Source organism: Microbacterium esteraromaticum, assembly GCF_028747645.1.
Lineage (GTDB): Bacteria > Actinomycetota > Actinomycetes > Actinomycetales > Microbacteriaceae > Microbacterium > Microbacterium esteraromaticum_C.
In genome coordinates, this window is sequence record NZ_CP118100.1 from 2,449,299 (window position 1) to 2,470,943 (window position 21,645).

The following is a 21,645-nucleotide window of genomic DNA, read 5'->3' on the forward strand; positions in this document are numbered from 1 at the left end:
TCAGAGCAGGCGCGCGAGGCGCGCACGCACGACGACGGCGATGTCCTCGGGATCGGCCGTCGCGTCGACCACCAGGAACCGCTGAGGCTCGGCGGCGGCAAGAGCGAGGAACGCTTCGCGGACACGCGTGTGGAACTCCTCCTTCTCCGCCTCCAGGCGGTCGAAGGGCTTGTCGTCGGCATCCAATCGCTTCCGCGCCAGCGACGGATCGATATCGAGCAGAACGGTCAGGTCGGGCAGCGCGCCTTCGGTGGCCCACAGCGAGAGCTCGCGCACCTCGCCCGCATCGAGCACTCGGCCCGCTCCCTGATAGGCGACGGACGAGTCGAGGTAGCGATCCTGCACGACCACGTCGCCCCGCTGCAACGCCGGCCGGACGACTGTCGCGACGTGGTGCGCCCGGTCGGCCGCATAGAGCAGCGCCTCGGCGCGCGGCGCGATATCACCACGGTGATGCAGGACGATGTCGCGAATGAGCACCCCGACCTCGGAGCCGCCGGGTTCCCGCGTGCGCAACACGGTTCGCCCCTGCGCGTCGAGCCACGAACCCAGCAGCGCGGCCTGCGTCGACTTGCCGGAGCCGTCGCCGCCCTCGAAGGTGACCCAGACGCCCGCTGAGCTCACGAACTCGCCTTGGCCTGCGCGGCCTTGATGCGGTTCGCCGCACGCGTGGCGGCTGCCTTCTTGGCGGCGGCGGAGCGAGCCGCAGCCTTCTCCTCATCCGTCTTGGCCGCTGCTTTCTTGGCAGGGGTCTTCTTGGCAGGGGCCTTCTTGGCCGGGGCCTTCTTGCCGCGCTTGGGCGCGGGGCCCTTTGCGCGCTTGTCGGCGAGCATCTGCACGGCGATCTCGAAGGTGATGTCGTCCGGAGTCTGACCGCGCGGGATGGTGACGTTCGTCTCGCCGTCGGTCACGTACGGGCCGAAGCGCCCATCACGCACGCGGATCGGCTTACCGCTGACGGGGTCGGCGTCGAACTCGGCGAGCGCGCTCGACGCCTTGCGGGCGCCGTACTTCGGCTGCGCATACAGCTCGAGCGCCTGCTCCAGCGTGACGTCGAAGATCTGCGCCTCGCTCTCGAGCGAACGCGAATCCGTGCCCTTCTTCAAGTACGGGCCGAAACGGCCGTTCTGGGCCGTGATCTCGTCGCCCGACTCGGGATCGACACCCACGACGCGCGGCAGGCTCAGCAACTTCAGCGCGGCATCGAGGTCGATGGTCTCGACCGACATCGAGCGGAACAGCGATGCCGTGCGCGGCTTGGGCGCATCCTTCTTGGTCTTCTTCGCCTTGGGCGCTTCGACGACCTCGCCCGTGGCCGCGTCAACGGCGTCCTCGTCGGAGACCGGGTCGTTCTCCTGAACGTAGGGCCCGAACCGACCGTCCTTGACGACGATGATCTTGCCGTTCTCGGGGTTCTCGCCCAGCACGCGGTCGCCCGCGACCGGCGCGTCGATCAGCTCCTGAGCCTTCTCGGCGGTCAGCTCATCGGGCGCGAGATCCTCGGGAACGTTGACGATACGGGGCTTCGCCTCGGGGTCGGCGGGGTCGGTCACCTCGAGGTACGGGCCGTACTTGCCGAAGCGCAACGTCGCGGTGTCGGTGATCGGGGTGGAGTTCAGCGCCCGTGCATCGATCTCGCCGAGGTTGTCGACGACCTGCCGCAGTCCGACCTGCGAATCCGATCCGTAATAGAACGAGCGCAGCCACTCGACGCGATTCTGCTCGCCACGGGCGATCGCATCGAGATCGTCTTCGAGTGCCGCCGTGAAGTCGTAGTCGATCAGGTCGGCGAAGTGCTGCTCGAGCAGACGCACGACGCTGAAGGCGAGCCACGTGGGCACCAGCGCCTGACCGCGCTTCGAGGCGTAGCCGCGATCGATGACCGTACCGATGGTGCTGGCGAACGTCGACGGACGGCCGATGCCGTGCTCTTCGAGTGCCTTCACCAGCGACGCCTCGGTGTAGCGGGGCTTCGGCGTGGTGCGGTGGCCCTTGGCGGTAGCATCCGACATCGCCACCTCGTCGCCGACGGCGACGGCGGGCAGCGACTGCTCATCGGCCTTGTCCTGGGCGTTACGCTTCTCGTCGAGTCCCTCTTCGTACGCCTCGAGGAACCCACGGAACGTGTACACGGTGCCCGAGGCGGTGAACTCGGCGGTCTGCCCGTCGGCGTCGACCTCGAGCGTGACCGTGGTCGTCTCGTACTTGGCATCCGACATCTGGCTGGCGACGGTGCGCTTCCAGATCAGGTCGTACAGCTTCTGCTCGTCGCGGTCGAGTCCGGATGCCACCGACGAGGGCGTACGGAACGTGTCGCCCGAGGGGCGGATCGCCTCGTGCGCCTCCTGCGCGTTCTTGCTCTTGGACTTGTACACGCGGGGCTTCAGCGGCACGGCCGCGTCGCCGTACAGGGCGACGGCCTGGCTGCGGGCGGCCTGCGTCGCCTGCGCGCTCAGCGCCACCGAGTCGGTACGCATATAGGTGATGTACCCCTTCTCGTACAGACGCTGCGCGACGCCCATGGCGTGCTTGGCGCTCATCGAGAGCTTGCGACCGGCCTCCTGCTGCATCGTCGAGGTGGTGAACGGGGCGTAGGGGCTGCGGGTTCCGGGCTTGGCCTCGACCTTGCTGACGGTCGCCGATGCGGCGGCGTCGACCGCCTCTGCGAGCGCGGTCGCCTGCTGCTCGGTGAGCACGACGACGGCCTTCTTGAGCTTGCCGGTGTCGTCGAAGTCGGTACCGCGTGCCAGCTGTCCGCCGTCGACGCGCACCAGGCGCGTGCGGAACGACTTGCCGGTTGCGGCGGCGTCGGCCTCGACGTCCCAGTACTCGGCCGACACGAAGGCCATGCGCTCACGTTCGCGCTCGACGATCATGCGGGTGGCGGCCGACTGCACGCGGCCCGCCGAGAGACCGGACTTGACCTTGTACCAGAGCACGGGCGAGACATCCCAGCCGTACAGACGGTCGAGGATGCGGCGGGTCTCTTGCGCATCGACCAGCGCGATGTCGAGCTCACGGGTGTTGCCGACGGCCGCCTGGATGGCGTCCTTGGTGATCTCGTGGAACACCATGCGCTTGACGGGCACCTTGGGCTTGAGCGTCTCGAGCAGGTGCCAGGCGATCGCCTCGCCCTCGCGGTCTTCATCTGTGGCGAGCAGCACCTCGTCGGCGCCCTTGAGCGCGCGGCGCAGTTCGGCGACCGTCTTCGTCTTGCGGTCAGAGACCACGTAGAAGGGGTCGAAGTCGTTCTCGACGTCGATCGAGTACTTCCCGTACGCCTTCTTCTGGTCGGCGGGGATGTCCTTCTTGTCGGCCAGATCACGGATGTGGCCGACCGAGCTGAGCACCTCGTAGCCATCACCGAGGTAGCCCTGGATCGATCGCATCTTCGTCGGGGACTCGACGATGACGAGCTTCTTGCCTTCAGCCAAGGGTGCGTCCTTTCTTCGAAGCACACCATACACACCGCATTCCCGGCGTGAGCCGAGAGTACCGATGACCGAATTCATCGGAAAGGGGTATGCGTTAAGAGGGGTTCGTCGTCACGTTCTCCGCGTGTGCCCGCACGGGCTAGCGAGACGGCAACGACACCAGCGTACGCGGAACCGGCCCTGTCCGTCGCCGGACGACGGCGCCGATCGTCACCGGGAGCGGCCGAGGCCGCGCCCGGTGACGGTCTCAACCCGCCATCTGGTCCGCCGTCGGAAGGATCTGCCGCAGCAGGTCATCGACGGTCACCACACCGATGAGCTCGGCCTGGGAGACGACGACCGCGAACTGCGCACGAGCGGCGCGCATACGGGTCAGAGCGTCGTATGCGGAGTCATCGGGCGCGAGCACCAGGGGCACACGGGCGATCTGCGCCACCGGCGTGTCGGAGGCGACCCCGAGGGTGTCGCGCACGTGCGCGACACGGCAGTCCGCGCCCGTTCCGACGAGGATGCGCAGATGCGTGGATACTTCAGCCGCGGCCTGCACGTCGGCGGCCGTGGCATTCTCAGCCACTGCCGTCGGTCGTCGATCGGTGCGCACGATATCTCCCACGGTCGATGACCCCAGGGTGATGGCGCGCACGATCGGGCGCGAGTACTGCTCCTCGAGAGCGCCGGCGGCGCGCGAGTGCGCGACGAGTTCGCGGATGGTGTCGGCGTCCTGCCCGCCCACCGCGGCCTTCTCGACCGGTTCGACGCCGGATGCCCGCACGAGCCGGTTCGCGATGTGGTTGATCCACAGCAGGAAGGGGCGCAGCGGCCACGTCATCGCGCGGGCGGCGAGCGCGGTCGACTTCGCAGCGGTCTCGGGGTGCGCGATCGCCCATGACTTCGGCGCCATCTCACCGATGACGAGGTGCAGGAAGGTGACGATCACCAGGGCGATCATGAACGCGATGATGTCGGCGGCGACCGCCGGCACGTTCCACTGCACCAGCACCGGCGCCAACGCGTAGTCGATAGCCGGCTTGGTGATCGCGCCGAGCAGGAACGTACAGGCGGTGATGCCCAGCTGGGCGAACGCGAGCATGACGGTCAGCTCGTTGACGCTGCGCAGCGCAGCACGGGCCGAGGCGCTGTGCTCGGCCTCCTCTTCGAGCCGATGACGGCGCGCGGCGAGCAGCGCGAACTCGACGATGACGAAGAACGCACTCGCCACGATCAGAGCGATCGTGATGATCGTGACCATCCACCAACTCATCGTGCCGCCTCCTCGTCGCGTCGATCCTCGGTGGGCGCGTCGGCGGTAGCATCCGCGTCGTCGTCGGTCTCGTGCAGACGCACGGCGACCCGTGACGGCACCAGCCGCGCCACCTCGATGACCTCGACCTCCAGACTCCGGTGGATCCGCAGGCCCTGCACCGTCTCGCTCGGCCGGTCGGCCAGGCTGATCGTGACGATGGCGCCGACCGGGGGCAGGTCTCCGTACTCGCGGATGATCAGGCCCGCGATCGTCTCATCCTCATCGTCGTCCTCGTCGAAGTCGTATCCGACCAGACGCTCGACCTCGTCGAGGTGCACGTCGCCGTCGATCCACCAGCGGTCGTCGTGCATGCGCAGGGGGTCGGGGGCGTCGTCGTGCTCGTCCGAGAGTTCTCCGGCGACCTCCTCGGTGAGGTCCTCGATGGTGAGGATGCCGTCGAAGTTGCCGTACTCGTCGACGACGCAGGCCATCTCGTTGCGCGCGAGGCGCATGCGATCGAGCGCCACGGGCAGACGCATCGCGGTGGGCAGGATGACGGGTTCGCGCATGATCGTGCTCACCGGAGCATCGTCGGAGCCGCCGGAGCGCAGCAGGTCGATCAGCTCGACCACGCCGACCGGCACGTCCTCATCGCCGACCACCGGGTAGCGGGTGTGACCGACGGCCATCATCGCGCGCACCTCGGCGATCGTCGTATCGGGCTGGACGGAGTCGACCCGCGAGCGCGGAACCATCGCGTGCTCGACGTCGCGCTGCGGAAAGTCGAGGATGCGATCGATCATGATCGACAGGTCATCGGGCAGGTCACCGCTGGCGCGGGAGTCCTCGATGATCGCTTCGAGATCACGAGCGGTCGCACTGGCGTCGACGTCTTCGAGGGGTTCGATGCGCAGCAGGCGCAGCAGGGCGTTCGCGGCGAGATCGAACACGGCGATCAGCCAACCGAACAGCAGCAGGTAGATGCGCGTCGGCACGGCCAGAGCACGGGCCAACGGTTCGGGGCTCGCGATGGCGAGGTTCTTCGGGTACAGCTCGCCGAAGATCATCGTCACGACGGTGGCCAGCAACAGCGCCCCGGTCGTTCCGATCAGCACCGAGACGGCGGGATCGAGGCCCACGCCTCCGAGCAGCGTGCCGATCGACTGACCGATCAACGGCTCGGCGACGTAACCGATCAGCAGACCCGTCACGGTGATGCCGAGCTGGGCGCCCGAGAGCATGAACGAGGTGCGCTTGGTGATCGCCAGCACGCGCTTCGCCTGAAGGTCGCCCTTCTCGGCGTGAGCGGCCATCCGCGACCGGTCGACCGACATGTACGCGAACTCCTGCGCGACGAAGAACCCGCAGGCAGCGATGATCGCCAGCGTCAGCAGCACGCCCAGCAACAGTGTGAGCGCCGCGATCAGCATCCGATCTCACCCCCTCTCATCAGATCGAGAGGGCTCGGATATCCGCCCTCCTGGTCGGTGGAGGTTCGAGGAATGCTCACGGGTGTTCTTTCTTGTACGGTCCGCACGGCACGGGTGGGCACTGCCAGCGTAGCGAGAACTGGTAAGGGAAAAGCTGTGAGTTGCGCCACGTGGCTGCCCCAGGCACTCCACAAAAGATCAGCGGATCCGCGTAATGAACAGACCGGACACGACTCTCATTCAGTGGGTCACAATTCTTCGCGGTCCATCCCTAGCGCCACGAAGAGTCGTTACCCGACGGAGTAACCGAGTGCTCTCCATCCGGGTGAGACGGGACCCAACGGCCTCACCCGGATTCACCCGGCACTGTTGGACGGTGACGTCTCAGAAGCAACGAGAGGCACACCGTACAGCGCTCCGCACCACGCACTGAATCTAATCGGAGGCTTCATGACGCAACTCGTCTCAGCTCACCAGCTGTCGGAGACCCTGGGATACATCGGCACTGTCGGCGCAGCGCTGGCTGTCGTGGGAGCGCTCGTCGCCTGCATAGCTGTTGCCGTCGGCAATATTGAACTGGGTGTGCCGATCACGGTCTGGCTGGTCGGGATGCTGCTCGCGGTCGCGGCGGCGTTCGTGGATCTGCGCCCCACAGTGGTCGTGGTCACGACGGGCGCGGCGCTCGTCGTCGCCACCGTGATACGACTGGCGTGGGAGCGCAATCGCCCTCGTCGCATGCGGGCAGATCGATAGCCGTCGACGAGGAACGCGGTCAATTTGCATGCACCAGAGAACTCAGTGGATTATGAACCCAGCGCATGGGGATGCGCGCATTCACGCCCACGGGCAACAACTCATCGGGGAGAGAGATGACACACGATCAGACGCGTCATAGGTTGCAGGACGCAGAGATGACACGACGCACCTTGACCAAGAGCGCGGCGTGGGGAGTGCCCGTCATCGCGGCAGCGGTCGCACTGCCCGCTTCTTCGGCGAGCACGAATTGCGTTCCGGCCCGCTTCGATGCTCCTGCCCCAGGCACCGGAGCCAACCAGACCGAAGCGACCACAACGACGTTCGTGGTGCCGCAGGGCGTGACCAGCTTGAGCTTCACGGTCGCCGGTGGTGCCGGCGGCGCCCGCAACGGCTATGACCGTTCGCGTGCCCGGCTGGTTCAAGGAACTCTGCAGGTCACGCCGGGCGACGTGCTCACCCTCATCGTCGGGCAAGGTGGATACAAGCCTCAGGATCTCAGTTCGGCCGCAGGGTGGTACGGCGGACAGGGCTACGGCAACGGCGGCCACAGTGTCTACACGCCCGAGCCCGGCGCGGGCACCAACCTGTACGGAGCAGTCGGGGGGTCTGGTGGCGGTGGATCAGCGATCCTCCTTGGGAGCACACCCCTCGTCGTCGCCGGTGGCGCTCCCGGACAGGGGCATATGACTGGGCGGGTGCCGCAATCGGATCCGGATTGGATTCCGTACCAGTACATGGTGTGGGGCGCCGATCACGGCTACGACTACATCCAAGGCAGCTGGGACCGCCACATCTACGCAGGCTTCGGAAAAGACGCTTCGGGCGCTACAGGCGGCTCCGGAGGCACCGTACCGTCAGCAACATCGGGCGATCCAGCGACGCTGGGTTGGCAGAATGCGTTCAACGGGGCAAGCGGAGCGGGAGGTGTGCCCGGGAACGGTGCCAACGGCCTGTACAACTGGGTGGAAAGTCAGGTCGCTGGCCAGAACGCACGCGTTCATGCCTCATCTGCAGCCGGCGGCGGCGGATATGCCGGTGGTGGCAGCGGCAACGTCTCGCGCGCATACTGGTCGGGAACCTACGCAACCGTCGTGGCAGCCGTCGGAGACGGCGGATACGGGAGCGACTACCTGGCCCCCACGGCCACAGGCACTACAGGGGTCACCGATGTGCGAGCAACGACCGGTACCCGCACCCCGGGGTGGGTCACCCTGCAATACGAGGTCTGCACCTGAGCGGCGACCACACAACGATAGGGACCCGGCAGGGGTTATAGGCCACAAAAGGAGTGGATGGGACCTTGAACCAGGTGTACTGACCTGGATCGTTGTTGATGTAGGAGGAACCTCCGGTGTCGAGTTGAAGCTGTCTAGTTCTTCAGCTCGATCACACGGAGGCTTCTCGTGTCCCACGAGAATGCCCGGCTCCCGGACGACGGCGGGTGGCGTCTGCACCGTCGGGCTGAGCGCGTTCGCCTACCGCTACTCCGCTGCATTCCGTGACGTGATTGACACCCACGGCATCACGCAGAGGTTCATCACACCGCACTGTCCCTGGACCGACGGGAAAGTCAAACGTCTGAACCGCACCCTCGCCACCGTATGGGCCTGCGCCAGGCTCTGGACCTCCAACACCTAGCGCGCGGCAGGCTTGCAGAGCTGGCTCGACCACCACAACCTAGACAGAACCCACCTCGACATCGGAGGCCAAACCCCTGTCGACCGAATCCACAACGGTCGAGGAACGGATCCGGTGGTCGTGTCGCTATGAACGTGGCGACGATCACCGCGTGATCCTTCGAGAGAACTCTTCACATCCATCTCGAAAGGTACCACGACGATGACCATCGTACCCAGTGTCGACCCTGCACGCTTCCTCGGCGAACAGCTCGACCGGGCGTCCCCGGACCTGCTCCGGGAGATGTTGACCACGTTCATCAGCGTATTGTTGTCCGCCGACGCCAAGCAGCTCTGCGGCACCTCTTACGGCACGGTCAGCGATGACCGCGTGAACCGGAGCAACGGGTACCGGTACCGCGAGGTCGACACCCCACCCTCAAAGGGTCACGGATCCGATCCTCCACTTCTCAGGACTTGACCCCGCACCGCGTCGAAAGACGCCACCGCTGAAGCACGATGCTGCCCCGACAGCTACGCGGCCATGTCGTGTCCGGGAACCACGTCCTGTGCGAGCCAGCCTTGCCTGATGCAGTCACCCGCCCGCCGGCGGCCCCGCGCGCGCCCGCGAGAGCGCGACAAGTCCGGCATACCCCGCCCGTACCTCGACGGTGGCGGTGAGCGCGTCGACCTGGCAGGCTGACAAGCGGGCACCGGATGCCGCCGCCACGCGTGCTGCGAGCGCACACGGATCCTCACCGGTCATGACCGCTCCCGATGCGGCATCCGCGGCGGCCAGCGCGGCAGCATCCGCCGCCCCCGCCACACGCTGGGCGGTGACCGCGGCACCGCCCACGGCCGCCAGACCGAGCGACAGCGTCGCGGCCACCGTCAGCACGCCGGCCGCAAGAGCCGTTCCTGCCATCGTCTCGTCCTTTCCATCCGCCGCACGCTCACAGCCCTCCCGCGAGAGCGCAGCTCGATGCCCGAAGCGGTACCGAGATGATCCGGCCCACCCGAAGGTCGGCCGAGGCCGTGACGCAGACCAGATCACCCGCACCCTGCGACGACGAACGCGCCCCGCTGACTGCCGCCGAGACGACACCCGCTGCTCGGGCGGCGCTCTCGCCCCGCCCGAGCAGCCTGGCCGCGTCCGCCGCAGCATCCTGCAACGCCACCTGCGTCGCGGCAGCGTTCAGCGCACCCACGCCGAACAGCACCGCCACCAGCGCCGCAGGAAGCGCCACAGCGAGTTCGGCCGCGACCGAACCGCGCTCACCGCGCAACACGCCGCGCACCGACACCCGACCTCGGCGACCGATCACGACACCGTCAACGCCCGCCGCACCAGATCAGTGAGGATGCCACGCACCTCATCCGACCGCATGATCACCACCAACAAGCCCGCAAAGGCCACCGCCGCCGTTGTTGTTGGAATAAAGCGTACTTGAGAGGCGCCCTCCGCAGACGGTGCCACCGACGTTCAGCCATCGCGCCAAAGAAGCACCACACCAGCGCATCAAACCACGCACGGCAGGCCGTCTCGGATAGCGAGGACATCGACATCCAGCTCGAGAGAGGCCGCGCGCTGACCGCCTCCCGTGACTTCGAGGCCGTCCGCGAGGGGCCGCTGCATGAGTAGGTGGCATCTGATCTGGCCGACCTGTCATGGACAGTAGTTACGAACATGATGCGGTGCCTAGGCTCCACGAGTGAGTTTCCAGACGGCGTGGCGCACATTGCCAGCAGTTACACGCCAGTCCTGGCGATCGAGCAGATCGTGAATGGCTACGGACAGCCGATGAGGTTGCAAGAGTGGCCGTGCCGCGTCGACATCGACGGCGGGTGCCAAGTTCGGTGTCAAGCGGCCCCTCGGGGGCTGCGTTGAGTGAGTCGGGCCGACGCGCTCGCTAGAGAGGGCGGTCGTTCTGCCACGCCCGTTGCCAGGCGAGCCCCGGAGCGGTCCTTCGCGATAACATCACGGCATGAAGTGGGCTGACCGAAGGATCACTGCGAAGGGCATCGCATATGCCACGCAGGGCTACCTTGAATGGGGGCGAGTCACGGAGGCCCCAGGGGCGACACCGAAATCGGTGGTCGGGCGCATCGAGGCGCCGTTCTTCGTCAGGGACATTTACTGTGACAACTTCACATGGTGGCTTGCTTACCCGCCAGTCTTGAACGACCCGTTCCCCGCGCAAGCTCCGCTGGTTCTTTGTCAGGGTGACGCCCTCGAGGCGGACGTATGGCTCGCAGTGACACATACTTACGCGTCGATCCTCGCGGCGGCACTTGGATCGAAGAACCAGCTCTTGGTCGATCCGGATTTGGGCTTCATGCTGAGATCCGATGATGGCCGAGACGCCGAGCGCCTGCAGGCGCTACTTCAGGTGGTGAGGCATCTGAACGTTGTAGCACGGGGTATTGGTCACACGCACCCAGATACGCGTCGGAGAGCCGGGGAGATGCTTCAAGCAGTTCAGGTGACGATTCGCGAGATATCGACACCTACTATCCCCTCGGTAGGAGCGACTGAATCGCCAGCGCCCGTTGCTGAAGTGCCTCATGCGCCCATTGCGCCAAGTCCTTCCACTCCGCCTCCATCAGTGCCTGGGTCTGTTCCTTCCGTAGGGGCCCCTGCGCTCGCAGAACCCGTCGCGGCGCCGTCACCTTCCCTTGATGCGCCGCATGACGGTGGCGTCGAGCCGGCCCCCGGCGACAAGTTCGATGACGTCTCTTGGGAAGATTTCGACAATGACGAGTCCTTCGACCCGGATGAACAGGAGTTCGAGTTCTGGAGTACGTATTGGGCTGAGAATGAGACAGCGTTCCGCGCTCTCCCTGTCGCCCAGCTATGCGAGAAGCTCGGCATCACACCATCTTTCGCCGACCCGCAAATGACAAGCGATGTCTTCTTGTTCGGCAGCGGTGAGGGGCTGCAGATCGGCAATGAGGCTGGCATCGATCTGTTCCTTGTCAGCGCCGATGACTGGTGGGTGCTGAGAAGTGTGGAGCGCAACGAGTGCGATGGGGAGGGCGAATCAAGCGCAGATGACGAACCGGATGAGGGCGTCGAGGAATGGCCGGTCTGTTCTTCTTGGCTTGAGGCCGGGGAGGTCGCATACTTGATCTCTCGCCGGTTGCGCGAGATGGCGTACTCTTCCACGGGACGACAGCTTCACATAGCGATCAGCGCGATCTTGTATTGGGCCGCACTCACCGCGCGGGCCAAGGATGCCCTCTGGGCTCTGAGATATCGAAAGCACCACGATGCCGACGAGGATGTTTCGGTCCCAAGTTGCATCCAGCAAGCTCTCGCAACGTTGCTACTCGGACGCTACATCAGTTCCAAGCATCGCCTCCAGATCAAGCATCACTACAGCGCGGACGCGCATATGGCGTTCGACTATTTTGACAAGCCTGCACAAGAGTAGGTTGCAACCGAGTCGAAGAGCTAACGGCTCTCTCACGCAGCGTGCCAGCGTTCGCGCGATCGCTGCGAATCACAGCGCATCGACGTCGAAACCACTGGTGTCGCCGAGGATCTCGCCTCATGCTCCGACATGGCGGTTCGTGGTGATCACGATCGGGGTCTTCCGGCAGCGCTGGTTGATGACTTGGAACAGCGCGGACGCCGCTTCTGCAGGCGCCAGCGCCGAGCGGCTCGATCAGCAAGCAACCACGAACCAGGATTCTCGCAGTAGGCACGCCCAACGAACAACGCGCTCGAGTTCCTCGGCAGGCTCGAGGGCGGAATCAGCTATGGGTGCCCGTGGCACGCTGCCCGGTAGGTCAAGCGACATGCCATTACGGCTGAACTACAGTGAGGGTGTTCATCGCCCTCAGCAGAAAGAAGCCGTCGTGAGCACAGAGGCTACCCCGACCCCCGACAGCCCCCAGGCCCGACTCAGCACCGCGGTTAACAGCTCGACTGCCGCAACCCTGGCAAGGCTCACCAAGGAAGCCGGGATGAGCAAGCGACAGATCATCGAGCGCGCTGTGACGCTGTATGACCATGTTCACGAGGAGACTCAGCGCGGGCGGCGCGTCCATCTCGTAGACCCCAGCGGCACCGAGCCTCCGAACTGCATCATCTTTCTTTAGCGGAACGCTTGGCTGCGCTGGTAGCCGTGAGACGAAATGCAAGGAAGGGTGACGCGAGCATGAGATGCACCAGGTGGCATCGTTGATCCGTTGACCTTCTCCTAGCTGGTAGTCGAAGCGACGGTCAAACATGGACGATCAACTGCACGAAGACAGTTCGCTTGAGGGCTCATCAGATATCTCCGACAACACGAGCGCAGAACTCGATGAGCCGACCACGCCTGTCCAAGATCCGCAGCCGTACCCTCCGATGACCGAGGAGGACTTCGACCGACTGGGATTGGCCCTTCCGAAACCGCCGTACCTCGCGGACATCATCAGAAGCGTCAACACGGCGCCGAGAATCTCGCCAGAACGCGCGTGAGTCATTCGCGAGGTCTTCGAATCCGCACGCTAACGAGAGAGCCCCATCGCACGCAGCGATGGGGCTCTCGCTTCTTCTCTGCTCTGGCTCGTCGAGCCGATGGCATCTCGGCCCAACAGGCCTGAGAACAGTTGGATGGCCGCGCACACCGCATCCGCCGCGAAGCGGTAGAGCACCAAGACCGCAGACACGCACTCCACCGCGCGGAACACCCATCACGCACGCGCACCCCACCGCCGCCACCTCGGCCGCCGCACCAACTCGCGTTTGCGCCGAAGTTCTCTGCGGGTGAGCGGAACTCTCGAGCCACCGACAGAAGCGGGGTCAGCCCACCTGGATGGAGAGTTTCTCGCCGACACCGAGCGGATCGACCAGTAGATCAGCGGTCGCCCCTCCAGAGCGGCCCCGACTCAGCGCACGCGGGTCTCCACCGGCTCTAGCTGGAACAGCGGCTCCTTGAACGATCCGACCCGAGCGATGACGTGCACGTTGGTGCCGACACCGATCGTGTCGGGAACGTCACCCATGAAGTGCAGGTCGTTCGTGATGTTCACATCGCGGAACTGGAAGCTCGGACCGCCGTTCGAATGAGTCTCGCTGTAGTCGCCGTAGGAGATGAGGATGTCGTATCGGGTCGTATAGCCCTCGTGGTTGTTCATCGCCCCGATCGAGCCATCGAACTCGATCAGCTGGCCGGCGTACTGCTGAGCGAAGGCCTCGACGGTGGGGCCGTCCTGAGGACCGGTGAGCAGAGCAGCAAGGTCGGCGTTGTTCTCGACCGTCAGCGGAGCCTCCTCGGCGGGAGCCGTCGCGATGGGCTCCTCAGGCTCTTCCGACGGCTCGTCTCGCGGCGCGACAGCTTCGGAGCTGGAGGTGTCCGCCGGCGCCGGGGCGTCATTCTCGTCGCCGCCGGTGACGGCGACCATGATCGCGATGAAGATGCCCAGGACCACGAGCACACCGCCGATGATCGCGAGCGGCTTCCACGGGAACGGAGGTTTGGGGCGTCGGAAGACGAGCTCAGTTCGGAGCTTGCCGGTGTTCTGGGTGACGAGCTCCCAGCCGTCTTTCTCCCACTTCGAGATCATGAGCTTCTCGGTACCGCGGACCGTCTGAGCGCTCCTGGTCTCGTACTTCACGGCCTCGGTCGCACTCTCAGTCCCACCGCGCACGTCACTGTCCGTCATCCGGCTCTCCCTCCCCAGATCCCGGGAGAACAGCTCACCGCCGGGTCATTGTGAGCATATCGGCCAGACGGCGGGTCCAACGACGAGCGCGTGCATCAGCTCTCATCTTGGTCGAGGGTTTCGGCATGACCCGCACACAACGGCTAGGCGAGCGGGTGGGCGACCACGTCTGCGAGGCGATACCGCGCCCAGCCGTCGCCATCAGGCGCATCCCACTGAAGGCTCCGGCCGGCGCGATTCAGCCGGTCGTGTTCGTCCTTGGTGACCCAGCACTTCAGCAGGAGCTGATCGAAGATCGACAGCAGGTGCTCGGGCGACGTGGCAGGTCCTCCAGCGATCGGCTCGCGGTGCGTGTTCGACCGCGGATCCGCCTGGCTCGGGTCGACGATCTCGACGATGATCCGCTTGAACGGGATGACGTGCTCGGTCTTCCGTTCGCCCTGCGACAGCTGCATCGCGTCCCGGGTCGCGAAGGTCACCGCATGACCCTTGTCGAGCGCGATCAGCATCTGCCGAAGCCGGCGCGGGTACCCTCCTGACCCCTTGGTCCACAGGTTGCCGCCGGCAGCCAGGTGCGGCCGGACCTCCGTCTCAATGAGATCGAAGGCAGCGATCGCGGCACGGATGCGGCGCTCGTCGAGACGCGAGGTGGTCATGGAGTGAGCCTTCCATCGATCGGAGGATGGGCAAGAGAGTCTTCAGCGCGCCATCGTGATGCCTCGGCGGCCATGTCGGCCCGCGCGGCAGAGAGCCGTGCGAGCTTGCCGGGGTTCTTGTCGAGGTTGATCGGCGGCGTGAAGCGCACGATGACCGCGCTTTCGACATCTCCCAGCGGCACAGTCATGCCCGCCGGCGCCGACCAGACCGCCAGCGTGAGCCTGGCATGCATCCACTCGTTCAGGCGCGCGTCTCCGCCTTCGGCGAGACCGTAGTTGGCGAAGCGCTCGGGCTTGGCGAGATTCCGTGGGACGGCCTGCTGATCGAGAGCATCGCGCAGGAGAGCGGCGAACGACCGGCGCACGGTGGAGCCGCCGGTGCGCGGCGCGGACTTCGGGTTCGTGGCGAAGTGGCCGTTCAGGTCACGGGAGACCAGGCTCTTCTCGGCCTTGCCGACATAGAGCGGCTGGTCGTAGGCCGCCCCGAGCCCAAGATCCAGCCAGGCCTGCTCATCGCCGTAGATGGCATACAGGCCGGGACGCGCGGGGACATGCTGCGCGGCATCCCTGATTGACCATCGCTCACCGGTGAGCGCGTCGATGGCGGCCGCGGTGAGGTCTTGTAGCGGAGGCACCTTGGTCATGTGAGCGACTCTACTGAGGTGTTCGCCTGTGTCAGAACGTCCCGATCTGGTCGTCCCACCACTCGGCGAAGCCCGCCTTGGTCTTGCCGGCGACGACAGCGGCGCGCAAGTGCTCTTCGGCTGATGCTCTGTTGCCGCGGTAGGGATCCCACGGGATGGACAGACCTGCGACGGCCAGCCAGAACTCGAACGCGTCGAGGTCCTCTCTGTTGTCGATCGCAGGGATGCCACGTGCTGCCAGGAAGCTCTGAACGAGCCCCAGCACAGCGACGATGCTGACGTCGTCGCCGTCCTGCTGCGACCCGGCCGCGGCCCGGCCCCTCAATGGCCGCGGTATGGAAGTCTGTCGAGTGGGAATCGATCGCAGCGCTCAGCTGCGCGCACGCGTCGTCTCTAGTGATCATGATCTTGACCGCACGCAGCGGGCATTCGTCCGCATCTCAGGACCCCTCCAGGCGCGGCCTCCGCCGCGCGTCCACCGAGCCGGCATGCGTTCGGAGTTCGGTGCACGGTGCGCGGTGCACGGTGCACGGTGTGGCCGCCGGCTGCCTACCAGCGAGGCGAGCGGGAGGGGATGTCGCCGGCGTCAGCCCAGGCCCACTGCGGTCTCTGACCACTCTCCGTCGTCGTCGATGCGCAGCACGTTCAGCAGACCTGTGGTCTCGACGCTGCCGTCGATGTAGAGGTGACCCTCATCAGCGAAGACTCCGTGGGTTTGGGAATCACCTCGCAGCCCTCTGCCGTGTAGTAACGCGGTGCCCACATGGCCGGCGACGATCCTCTTGCCGATCAGCATGGGGCCCGTGGTCGCGGGGAACTTCTCGGTGAAGACGTGCTCCGACGTTCCGTGGCGCCAGAGGTCACCCGCCTCTTCGTCGACGCCGGCGTGCACGAAGACGTGCGACCCGGTCTCGTGGACAAGTGGCAGCGCGCGTATCCAGACGATCAGTTCTCCGTGCCGCGCCCGGACGGCAGTCTTGATGTTGTGGTTCATCGTCGGGCCGTCCAGGCTCGACGCGTCGGAGGTCGGCTCCTCGTGCCCGAGGGCCCGGGCAAGCGCCATCGGATCCAGCAACGACTTCACTGTGCCCAGGTCGATATCGTTCATCAGCCAGTTGAGTTCGTCATCGTCGCCGTCGAGCCAGTCGAGGAACCAACGGTCGTGGTTGCCGGCCAACGCTGTGACCTGATCCGGGTAGTCGTGCTGAACCTGCCGGACTAGCTCAAGCACACCGAAGGAATCGGGGCCCCGGTCGATGTAGTCGCCGAGAAGGACGAGCTGTGTTCTCGGGTCCTGCAGCGGGATCGTTGCCAGCGCCCGGCGCAGCTGCAGGGCGTGGCCGTGGATGTCGGAGATGGCGAAGGTGGGCATGCTGTCCTTGAGGATCGGGAACGGCGGGTCGAAGGGTCAGACGGCCACGTACTCCTGCCGGAGCAGGCCCTCGGTTGCCAACTCGATGTATCCGAAGTCGCGGTCGGAGTTGAGGATCACGGCGTCGTTGGCAATGGCGTCCGCCGCAATGGGGCAGTCGAATGCCGCTGCGACGCGCAGGAATCCCTTGTCCCAGAGTGTCTGCTGGATGTCGCGAGCACTCAAGACGCACAGCCGAGGGACGTCGGCCCCAGCGCCGCCAACGCAGCGGCCCTCGTCACTCACGAACCTCGGCGAGTGCAGCTCCGGATCGGTGCTCCAGGCTCGCCGCCTGATCCTTGAGGCCCGCCTCCTGGAGCGTTCTGATCGCCTCGGACAGGAGACCGTCGACACGCATGACTTCCTCCCGGAGCGCCCTGAGTTCGTCTCTGCGAACGATCGCCTCCTGCCCACACCACTCGCGGATGAGGTCTCGCTTTGGCCTTCCGTACGGTTCCTCATCCAGCTCCGCTACACGCTCCGGCTCGACGAAGAAGGAGCGCGAACCGCTCCAACACCTCTCGCCGTGCATCGAGGTATGACGGACCCGCGCTTCTTCCTCTTCGACCGCCCGCAAGATGCGGTCGGGAAACAGCTCGCACACGCGAAGCGCGATGAGCTCGACCGTTCTCCAAGGAACAACCAGCCTGCCGTCGTCCTCGAACGACTCGGGCGCCGCTCGGAGGTCAGCTTCGTCGAGGTCGAGTCGTCGCGCGACCTCCTGCACGTCAGTGATGCAGGCAACGTTTGAGCGGCGCCCCCCGAGCGACACCTGCGACCAGTCAAACACGATGGACATCACCTGGTCAGCGGCGTACTCCTCGGGGGTGTGACGCAGTTCGGGATGTGTCTCGATCGCTCTCCAGTTAGCCTCAAGCGCTTCGAACGCGGCGACCTCCGACCATCGCACCTTCAGGCGTGCGGGCGGAACCCAGTCTTCACGTCCCTCGGCGTCGTCGCCGATGAAGCCGACGAGCACGCGGGCAGGCTTCTGCGTCCCGTGTCGCTTCACCTCGACCTCGACGAGCGGATCGATGCTTCTTGCACGGTAGGCCCAGCGCTCCCCAGTTTCCATAGGCACATCCTCCCTCTCCCTGGCCACGACCTTGGTTGGCCGCGCGGCGCTCCGGGCAACCCGGTTCGGCACCGCGTCCGCAAGCCGACCGTCCTACGGGACACTCTGCGCATCAGCGTGATCCGCGTATCCACGCGGGCAGAAACGTCCCATTAGACCCGCCCGCATAAATGCCCGGCCAAGGGGCCACAAATGAAACAATGAAGCATGAGGATCGGATACGCGCGCGTCTCCACGGCGCAACAGGATTTGGCCGCCCAGCTCGACCTGCTCGCAGGCCTCGGCGTCGAGAAGAAGAACGTGTACGTCGACCACGGCTTGACCGGCACCAACCGCTCGCGGCCTGGCCTGGAGAAGGCGTTGGCAGCGGTCCGCGCCGGCGACGTGCTGGTGGTGACCAAGCTCGACCGACTGGCACGCTCCATCCGCGACGCTCGCGAGATCGCCGACGAGCTGGCCGAGCAGGACGTCACCCTGCAGCTCGGCAACAGCGCCTACGATCCGACGGACCCGATGGGCAAGATGCTGTTTAACATCCTCGCGACCTTCGCCGAGTTCGAAGCGGACCTCATCAGGATGCGGACGCGCGAGGGGATGCAGGTCGCCAAGGCCAAAGGCCGGCTACGCGGCAAGCAACCGAAGCTCTCCCCCACCCAGGAAAAGCACCTGGTAGCTCTGTACCGTGCGGGCGAGCACACCACCGCTGAACTGGCATCAGAGTTCGGGGTAGCGCGCTCAACGGTCTACCGCGCTGTGGAGCGTGCTGGCGCGGAAGAATAGCCTGAGCGCATACGGTGAGCGACCTGGAGGTAACGAACAACGCGATCTAAGTTGTCGCGCGTGTGCACGCCGCCGCACGGAACTGACACGTCCGAAGCGTTCAATGCTCAGCAAGAACTGGTGAGGCTAAAGGTGTGAGTGTCTGCCAGGGGAGAGAATGTAGCCATGGCAGACCATGAAGACCTGGGAACCCTAGATCCGCAAGTGTTGATTCGCCTACTTAATCATAGTTCGCGCGACGTAGGTGCTGCGCTCAGCGAAGCAAAAACAGCGTCCGACCGCGTGAGAGTTCATCTGCAATTCTCACAAGTAGCTCCCAGCGCGATGGCTCGACTGCTACACGACAAGATTGATGAGATGCGTGTAATCGTCCGGCTCACGCCCTCCGAGGAGCGAGTGATCAGGGCAACCCGTCGCTTCGTTGCCGTAACGACCGAGATCGAACAGACTCGCGCCGAGGTTCTAGCTCAGGTGCGGTCATGGGCTGACGAAAACACTGAAGCCGTCATCTCGGGAGTCCAAGCGTCGTTCGACGAACATCTCGGTGGTCAAGTATCGGCGATCGCGAAGCTCACGGATGACGAGCTCCGACGGCTTCGCTACGCGCTTGTGGTAGATGCCGCAATGCTAGGCCAGAGATTCTTGGCAAGTTTCCTTTCGAACTGCGGCAGCCGGCCCGCTGCAGCAAACATCGGCGAGGCTTATCTCAACGCCATCCAGCCGCGACGGCCCGCTCCGCGCCCCATCTTCCGACTTGCGCCGGAACAGACTACTGAGTCCTTCTTGCGCGCTTTGATCGCTGGCTCCGTTCCATCCCTCGCTGTCGCGCAGGCTAGAGTCAGCAGTTTGTCGCGAGGTGAACTTTCGCTCGCGGGATGGACGATTACGGAAGGCGACCTTCCGAATCGATCGGTACTCGTTGCCGCGTTAGAGGGTCTGCGTCGTGCAACCGACTTGGAGTTTCAGCTAGGTGACATCGAGCGTGAAGAGGACACGGCAGTGACAGCGCTGGACGAGGAGGCCGCGCGCTCACGTTGGGACGCGGCGGCCCCTTCCGATTGAACTCGGTCCTGCTGAAGGCGCGGGTGGTGCGTACGGCGTTGATAGCCCACCAGCTTCGACTCGACGAATGCGTCGAGATCGCTCGGTCGATAGAGCACGAGCCGCCGATCTTTGCGTACTTCGGTCGAACTCATGCCTCCCTAGTCATAGTCGGCGACGTCCGGCTAAGCCCTCGTGTCCCGACGAGCGTCGGGCTGATACGGACAGGACGAGAGTGACGTTGAAGCACCGCCTAGCGACTGGGGTAGGTGTGATGTCTAGGGACGTTGGTGTGCAAATCGCGTGTGATCTGCTGGCGGGCGAAGACCTTCATAGGTCCTACGTCTCGCAAGACGCCTGCGCAGCGCTCGGGATCCGACACAAGCGCACACGCCCCTATCGGGCACGGACAAACGGCAAGATCGAACGATTCCACCGCACCCTCGCCGATGGCTGGGACCACGCCCGCTTCTACGAGTCCGAGGCAGAACGTCGAGCCGCGCTACCCAGCTGGCCTCACTTCTACAATCATCACAGACACCACTCAGCGATCGGAGCCCCACCCATCAGCAGGCTCAACAACCTGCCTGGACATCACACCCAATGCCACGGTCCACACCACCCGTTCCTTACTTACGAGAATGAAGAAAGATCGTGCGGTGCTCGACACAAGTGCCCCGGTTACCCGTATCGTTGAAGGATTCAAGTTGGAGGTCTGATGATGCACGTCACGAGCACACCGAGCGCCGGGGAGCTGTTCCGCCTCGTGCTGAACGGGCGCGCCCAATCACGAGCCGACCTCAGCAGACTGACCGGTCTCAGCGCCTCGACCGTCGCCATGCGGGTCGACGAGCTCCTGGCCCATGGCTACCTCGAAGAGACCGGCCATGGCGCCTCCAAGGGGGGACGCCGCCCTCGCATGCTGGCGGTCCGCGCCGGAGAAACGGCCATCGCGGCCATCGACCTCGGTGAACGGCACGTCACCTATGTACTGATGAATCGCCGCGGAGACGTACTCGCCGACGCTACCCGTCCGCTCTCGCTGCTCGACGGCCCCCGCAGCGTGCTGGTCAGCATCTGGGCTGCTGTGCAAGAACTCGCCGCCGAGCACGATGGGATCCGCATCGAAGGTGTAGCGATGAGTCTGCCTGGTCCCGTCGACTCGCGCGATGGACGATTGCTCGCCCCCATGCGCATGCCTGGCTGGAACGGCGTTGTCGTCGCCGACGTGCTGCGGGAGATCACCAAACTCCCCGCGCACGTCGAGAATGACGCTAACGCGATGGCGATGGGAGAGTTCGTCGAACGTGGGCAGCGCGTCAGCGAGCTCGTGTTCGTGAAGGCGGGGTCCGGTATCGGCTGCGGCATCATCGCCGGCGGCGAGCTCTACCGAGGCTTCCGCGGCGTTGCCGGGGACATCAGCCACGTGGCTCTCGCCGATGCGCCACCCGTGATCTGCTCCTGCGGACGAGTTGGATGCCTCGATGTCGTCGCCAGCGGATCGGCGATCGTCGATGCGCTGCGCGAGGCCGGCGTCGCCGTCGATCACCTCGAGGACGTGCTCGCCCTCGCGATCGATGCACATCCCCGGGCCACGGGGCTGCTACGCGAGGCAGGTCAGCGCACGGGTGAAGTGCTCGCCACGATCATCAACTTCTTCAATCCGCAGGTGCTCGCGATCGGCGGCCAGCTCGCAACCGCGGATGCTTTCGTCGCCGGAGTCCGTCAGGCGATCTACACGTTGTGCCTGCCAATGTCGACCGACTTGCTCGAGATCAGCATCTCGGCCGCCGGTCCCCTCGGCGGAGCTCGCGGCGTGGGTGATGCCCTGCTCGCCGTGCTCTTGGAGCCCGCGCAGATCGATCGGCAACTCCGCACACAAATCTCCAGTATCGAATAAAGTC

At 65.3% G+C, this 21,645-nt stretch carries 21 protein-coding genes and 3 pseudogenes; 10 read left to right on the top strand and 14 right to left on the bottom strand.

The genetic code is table 11. The annotated features are described in order from the left end of the window. The 4 genes from tmk to PTQ19_RS11760 form a co-directional block, all read right to left on the bottom strand. Complete coding sequence (tmk, locus tag PTQ19_RS11745) at window positions 1–624, bottom strand: dTMP kinase (protein ID WP_274367467.1); 624 nt, start codon at window positions 622–624, stop codon at window positions 1–3. Then, window positions 621–3,434 (bottom strand): type I DNA topoisomerase, encoded by a 2,814-nt coding sequence (gene topA, locus PTQ19_RS11750; RefSeq protein WP_274367468.1) that lies wholly within the window; start codon window positions 3,432–3,434, stop codon window positions 621–623. The genes tmk and topA overlap by 4 nt, the downstream gene beginning before the upstream one ends. Before the next feature lie 247 nt (window positions 3,435–3,681). After that, a complete protein-coding gene (locus PTQ19_RS11755) occupies window positions 3,682–4,695 on the bottom strand; it encodes a CNNM domain-containing protein (RefSeq protein WP_274367469.1) in 1,014 nt (337 codons plus the stop codon). Continuing rightward, on the bottom strand, window positions 4,692–6,107 hold the full coding sequence (locus tag PTQ19_RS11760) for a hemolysin family protein (RefSeq protein ID WP_274367470.1): 1,416 nt from the start codon (window positions 6,105–6,107) through the stop codon (window positions 4,692–4,694). Before PTQ19_RS11760 ends, PTQ19_RS11755 begins: the two co-directional genes overlap by 4 nt. Window positions 6,108–6,557: 450 nt before the next feature. Here PTQ19_RS11760 and PTQ19_RS11765 point away from each other — a divergent pair, with 450 nt between their 5' ends. The 3 genes and pseudogenes from PTQ19_RS11765 to PTQ19_RS11775 form a co-directional block, all read left to right on the top strand. Next, entirely contained in the window at window positions 6,558–6,860 is a 303-nt protein-coding gene (locus PTQ19_RS11765) for a hypothetical protein (RefSeq protein WP_274367471.1), read from the top strand. A gap of 158 nt (window positions 6,861–7,018) precedes the next feature. After that, a complete protein-coding gene (locus tag PTQ19_RS11770; protein ID WP_274367472.1) occupies window positions 7,019–8,098 on the top strand; it encodes a hypothetical protein in 1,080 nt (359 codons plus the stop codon). Between the two features lie 604 nt (window positions 8,099–8,702). Continuing rightward, window positions 8,703–8,912: pseudogene (locus PTQ19_RS11775) on the top strand (transposase); the annotation flags it as partial. 162 nt (window positions 8,913–9,074) lie between these two features. Here the strand turns inward: PTQ19_RS11775 and PTQ19_RS11780 are convergent. The 3 genes and pseudogenes from PTQ19_RS11780 to PTQ19_RS11790 form a co-directional block, all read right to left on the bottom strand. After that, the gene (locus tag PTQ19_RS11780) at window positions 9,075–9,404 is read right to left on the bottom strand and encodes an Rv3654c family TadE-like protein (protein WP_274367474.1); all 330 of its coding nucleotides are present in this window, start codon (window positions 9,402–9,404) and stop codon (window positions 9,075–9,077) included. Between the two features lie 28 nt (window positions 9,405–9,432). Beyond that, complete coding sequence (locus PTQ19_RS11785) at window positions 9,433–9,804, bottom strand: TadE family type IV pilus minor pilin (RefSeq protein WP_274367475.1); 372 nt, start codon at window positions 9,802–9,804, stop codon at window positions 9,433–9,435. Further along, window positions 9,801–9,908 (bottom strand): annotated as a pseudogene (locus tag PTQ19_RS11790) (DUF4244 domain-containing protein); the annotation flags it as partial. The pseudogene PTQ19_RS11790 and the gene PTQ19_RS11785, both read right to left, overlap by 4 nt. A gap of 556 nt (window positions 9,909–10,464) precedes the next feature. Between PTQ19_RS11790 and PTQ19_RS11795 the strand changes: the two are divergent. The 3 genes from PTQ19_RS11795 (at window position 10,465) to PTQ19_RS11805 (ending at window position 12,947) form a co-directional block, all read left to right on the top strand. After that, on the top strand, window positions 10,465–11,913 hold the full coding sequence (locus tag PTQ19_RS11795) for a hypothetical protein (protein WP_274367476.1): 1,449 nt from the start codon (window positions 10,465–10,467) through the stop codon (window positions 11,911–11,913). A gap of 535 nt (window positions 11,914–12,448) precedes the next feature. After that, window positions 12,449–12,583, top strand: coding sequence for a hypothetical protein (locus PTQ19_RS11800; RefSeq protein ID WP_274367477.1), 135 nt, complete (start codon window positions 12,449–12,451; stop codon window positions 12,581–12,583). A 130-nt stretch (window positions 12,584–12,713) separates the two neighbouring features. Further along, window positions 12,714–12,947, top strand: a complete 234-nt coding sequence (locus tag PTQ19_RS11805) for a hypothetical protein (RefSeq protein ID WP_274367478.1) — start codon at window positions 12,714–12,716, stop codon at window positions 12,945–12,947. 410 nt (window positions 12,948–13,357) lie between these two features. Here PTQ19_RS11805 and PTQ19_RS11810 read toward each other — a convergent pair whose 3' ends face one another. The 7 genes from PTQ19_RS11810 to PTQ19_RS11840 form a co-directional block, all read right to left on the bottom strand. Continuing rightward, on the bottom strand, window positions 13,358–14,134 hold the full coding sequence (locus PTQ19_RS11810; RefSeq protein ID WP_274367479.1) for a DUF4839 domain-containing protein: 777 nt from the start codon (window positions 14,132–14,134) through the stop codon (window positions 13,358–13,360). A 143-nt stretch (window positions 14,135–14,277) separates the two neighbouring features. Next, the gene (locus tag PTQ19_RS11815; RefSeq protein WP_274367480.1) at window positions 14,278–14,790 is read right to left on the bottom strand and encodes a hypothetical protein; all 513 of its coding nucleotides are present in this window, start codon (window positions 14,788–14,790) and stop codon (window positions 14,278–14,280) included. Then, window positions 14,787–15,434: a GIY-YIG nuclease family protein gene (locus tag PTQ19_RS11820; protein WP_274367481.1), complete on the bottom strand. Its 648-nt coding sequence runs from the start codon at window positions 15,432–15,434 to the stop codon at window positions 14,787–14,789. Before PTQ19_RS11820 ends, PTQ19_RS11815 begins: the two co-directional genes overlap by 4 nt. Window positions 15,435–15,465: 31 nt before the next feature. After that, window positions 15,466–15,759: a hypothetical protein gene (locus tag PTQ19_RS11825; RefSeq protein ID WP_274367482.1), complete on the bottom strand. Its 294-nt coding sequence runs from the start codon at window positions 15,757–15,759 to the stop codon at window positions 15,466–15,468. Window positions 15,760–16,020: 261 nt separating this feature from the next. Continuing rightward, window positions 16,021–16,806, bottom strand: coding sequence for a metallophosphoesterase (locus tag PTQ19_RS11830; protein WP_274367483.1), 786 nt, complete (start codon window positions 16,804–16,806; stop codon window positions 16,021–16,023). A 36-nt stretch (window positions 16,807–16,842) separates the two neighbouring features. Next, window positions 16,843–17,031: a hypothetical protein gene (locus PTQ19_RS11835; RefSeq protein WP_274367484.1), complete on the bottom strand. Its 189-nt coding sequence runs from the start codon at window positions 17,029–17,031 to the stop codon at window positions 16,843–16,845. A gap of 52 nt (window positions 17,032–17,083) precedes the next feature. Beyond that, a complete protein-coding gene (locus PTQ19_RS11840) occupies window positions 17,084–17,920 on the bottom strand; it encodes a hypothetical protein (protein ID WP_274367485.1) in 837 nt (278 codons plus the stop codon). 207 nt (window positions 17,921–18,127) lie between these two features. Here PTQ19_RS11840 and PTQ19_RS11845 point away from each other — a divergent pair, with 207 nt between their 5' ends. From PTQ19_RS11845 to PTQ19_RS11860, 4 genes and pseudogenes are all read left to right on the top strand, one after another. Continuing rightward, window positions 18,128–18,700, top strand: a complete 573-nt coding sequence (locus PTQ19_RS11845) for a recombinase family protein (protein WP_222445938.1) — start codon at window positions 18,128–18,130, stop codon at window positions 18,698–18,700. A 165-nt stretch (window positions 18,701–18,865) separates the two neighbouring features. Then, window positions 18,866–19,762: a hypothetical protein gene (locus tag PTQ19_RS11850; protein ID WP_222445937.1), complete on the top strand. Its 897-nt coding sequence runs from the start codon at window positions 18,866–18,868 to the stop codon at window positions 19,760–19,762. A gap of 331 nt (window positions 19,763–20,093) precedes the next feature. Beyond that, a pseudogene (locus tag PTQ19_RS11855) lies at window positions 20,094–20,339 on the top strand (integrase core domain-containing protein); the annotation flags it as partial. 120 nt (window positions 20,340–20,459) lie between these two features. Next, complete coding sequence (locus tag PTQ19_RS11860; protein WP_261393748.1) at window positions 20,460–21,641, top strand: ROK family protein; 1,182 nt, start codon at window positions 20,460–20,462, stop codon at window positions 21,639–21,641. Window positions 21,642–21,645 lie beyond the last annotated feature (4 nt).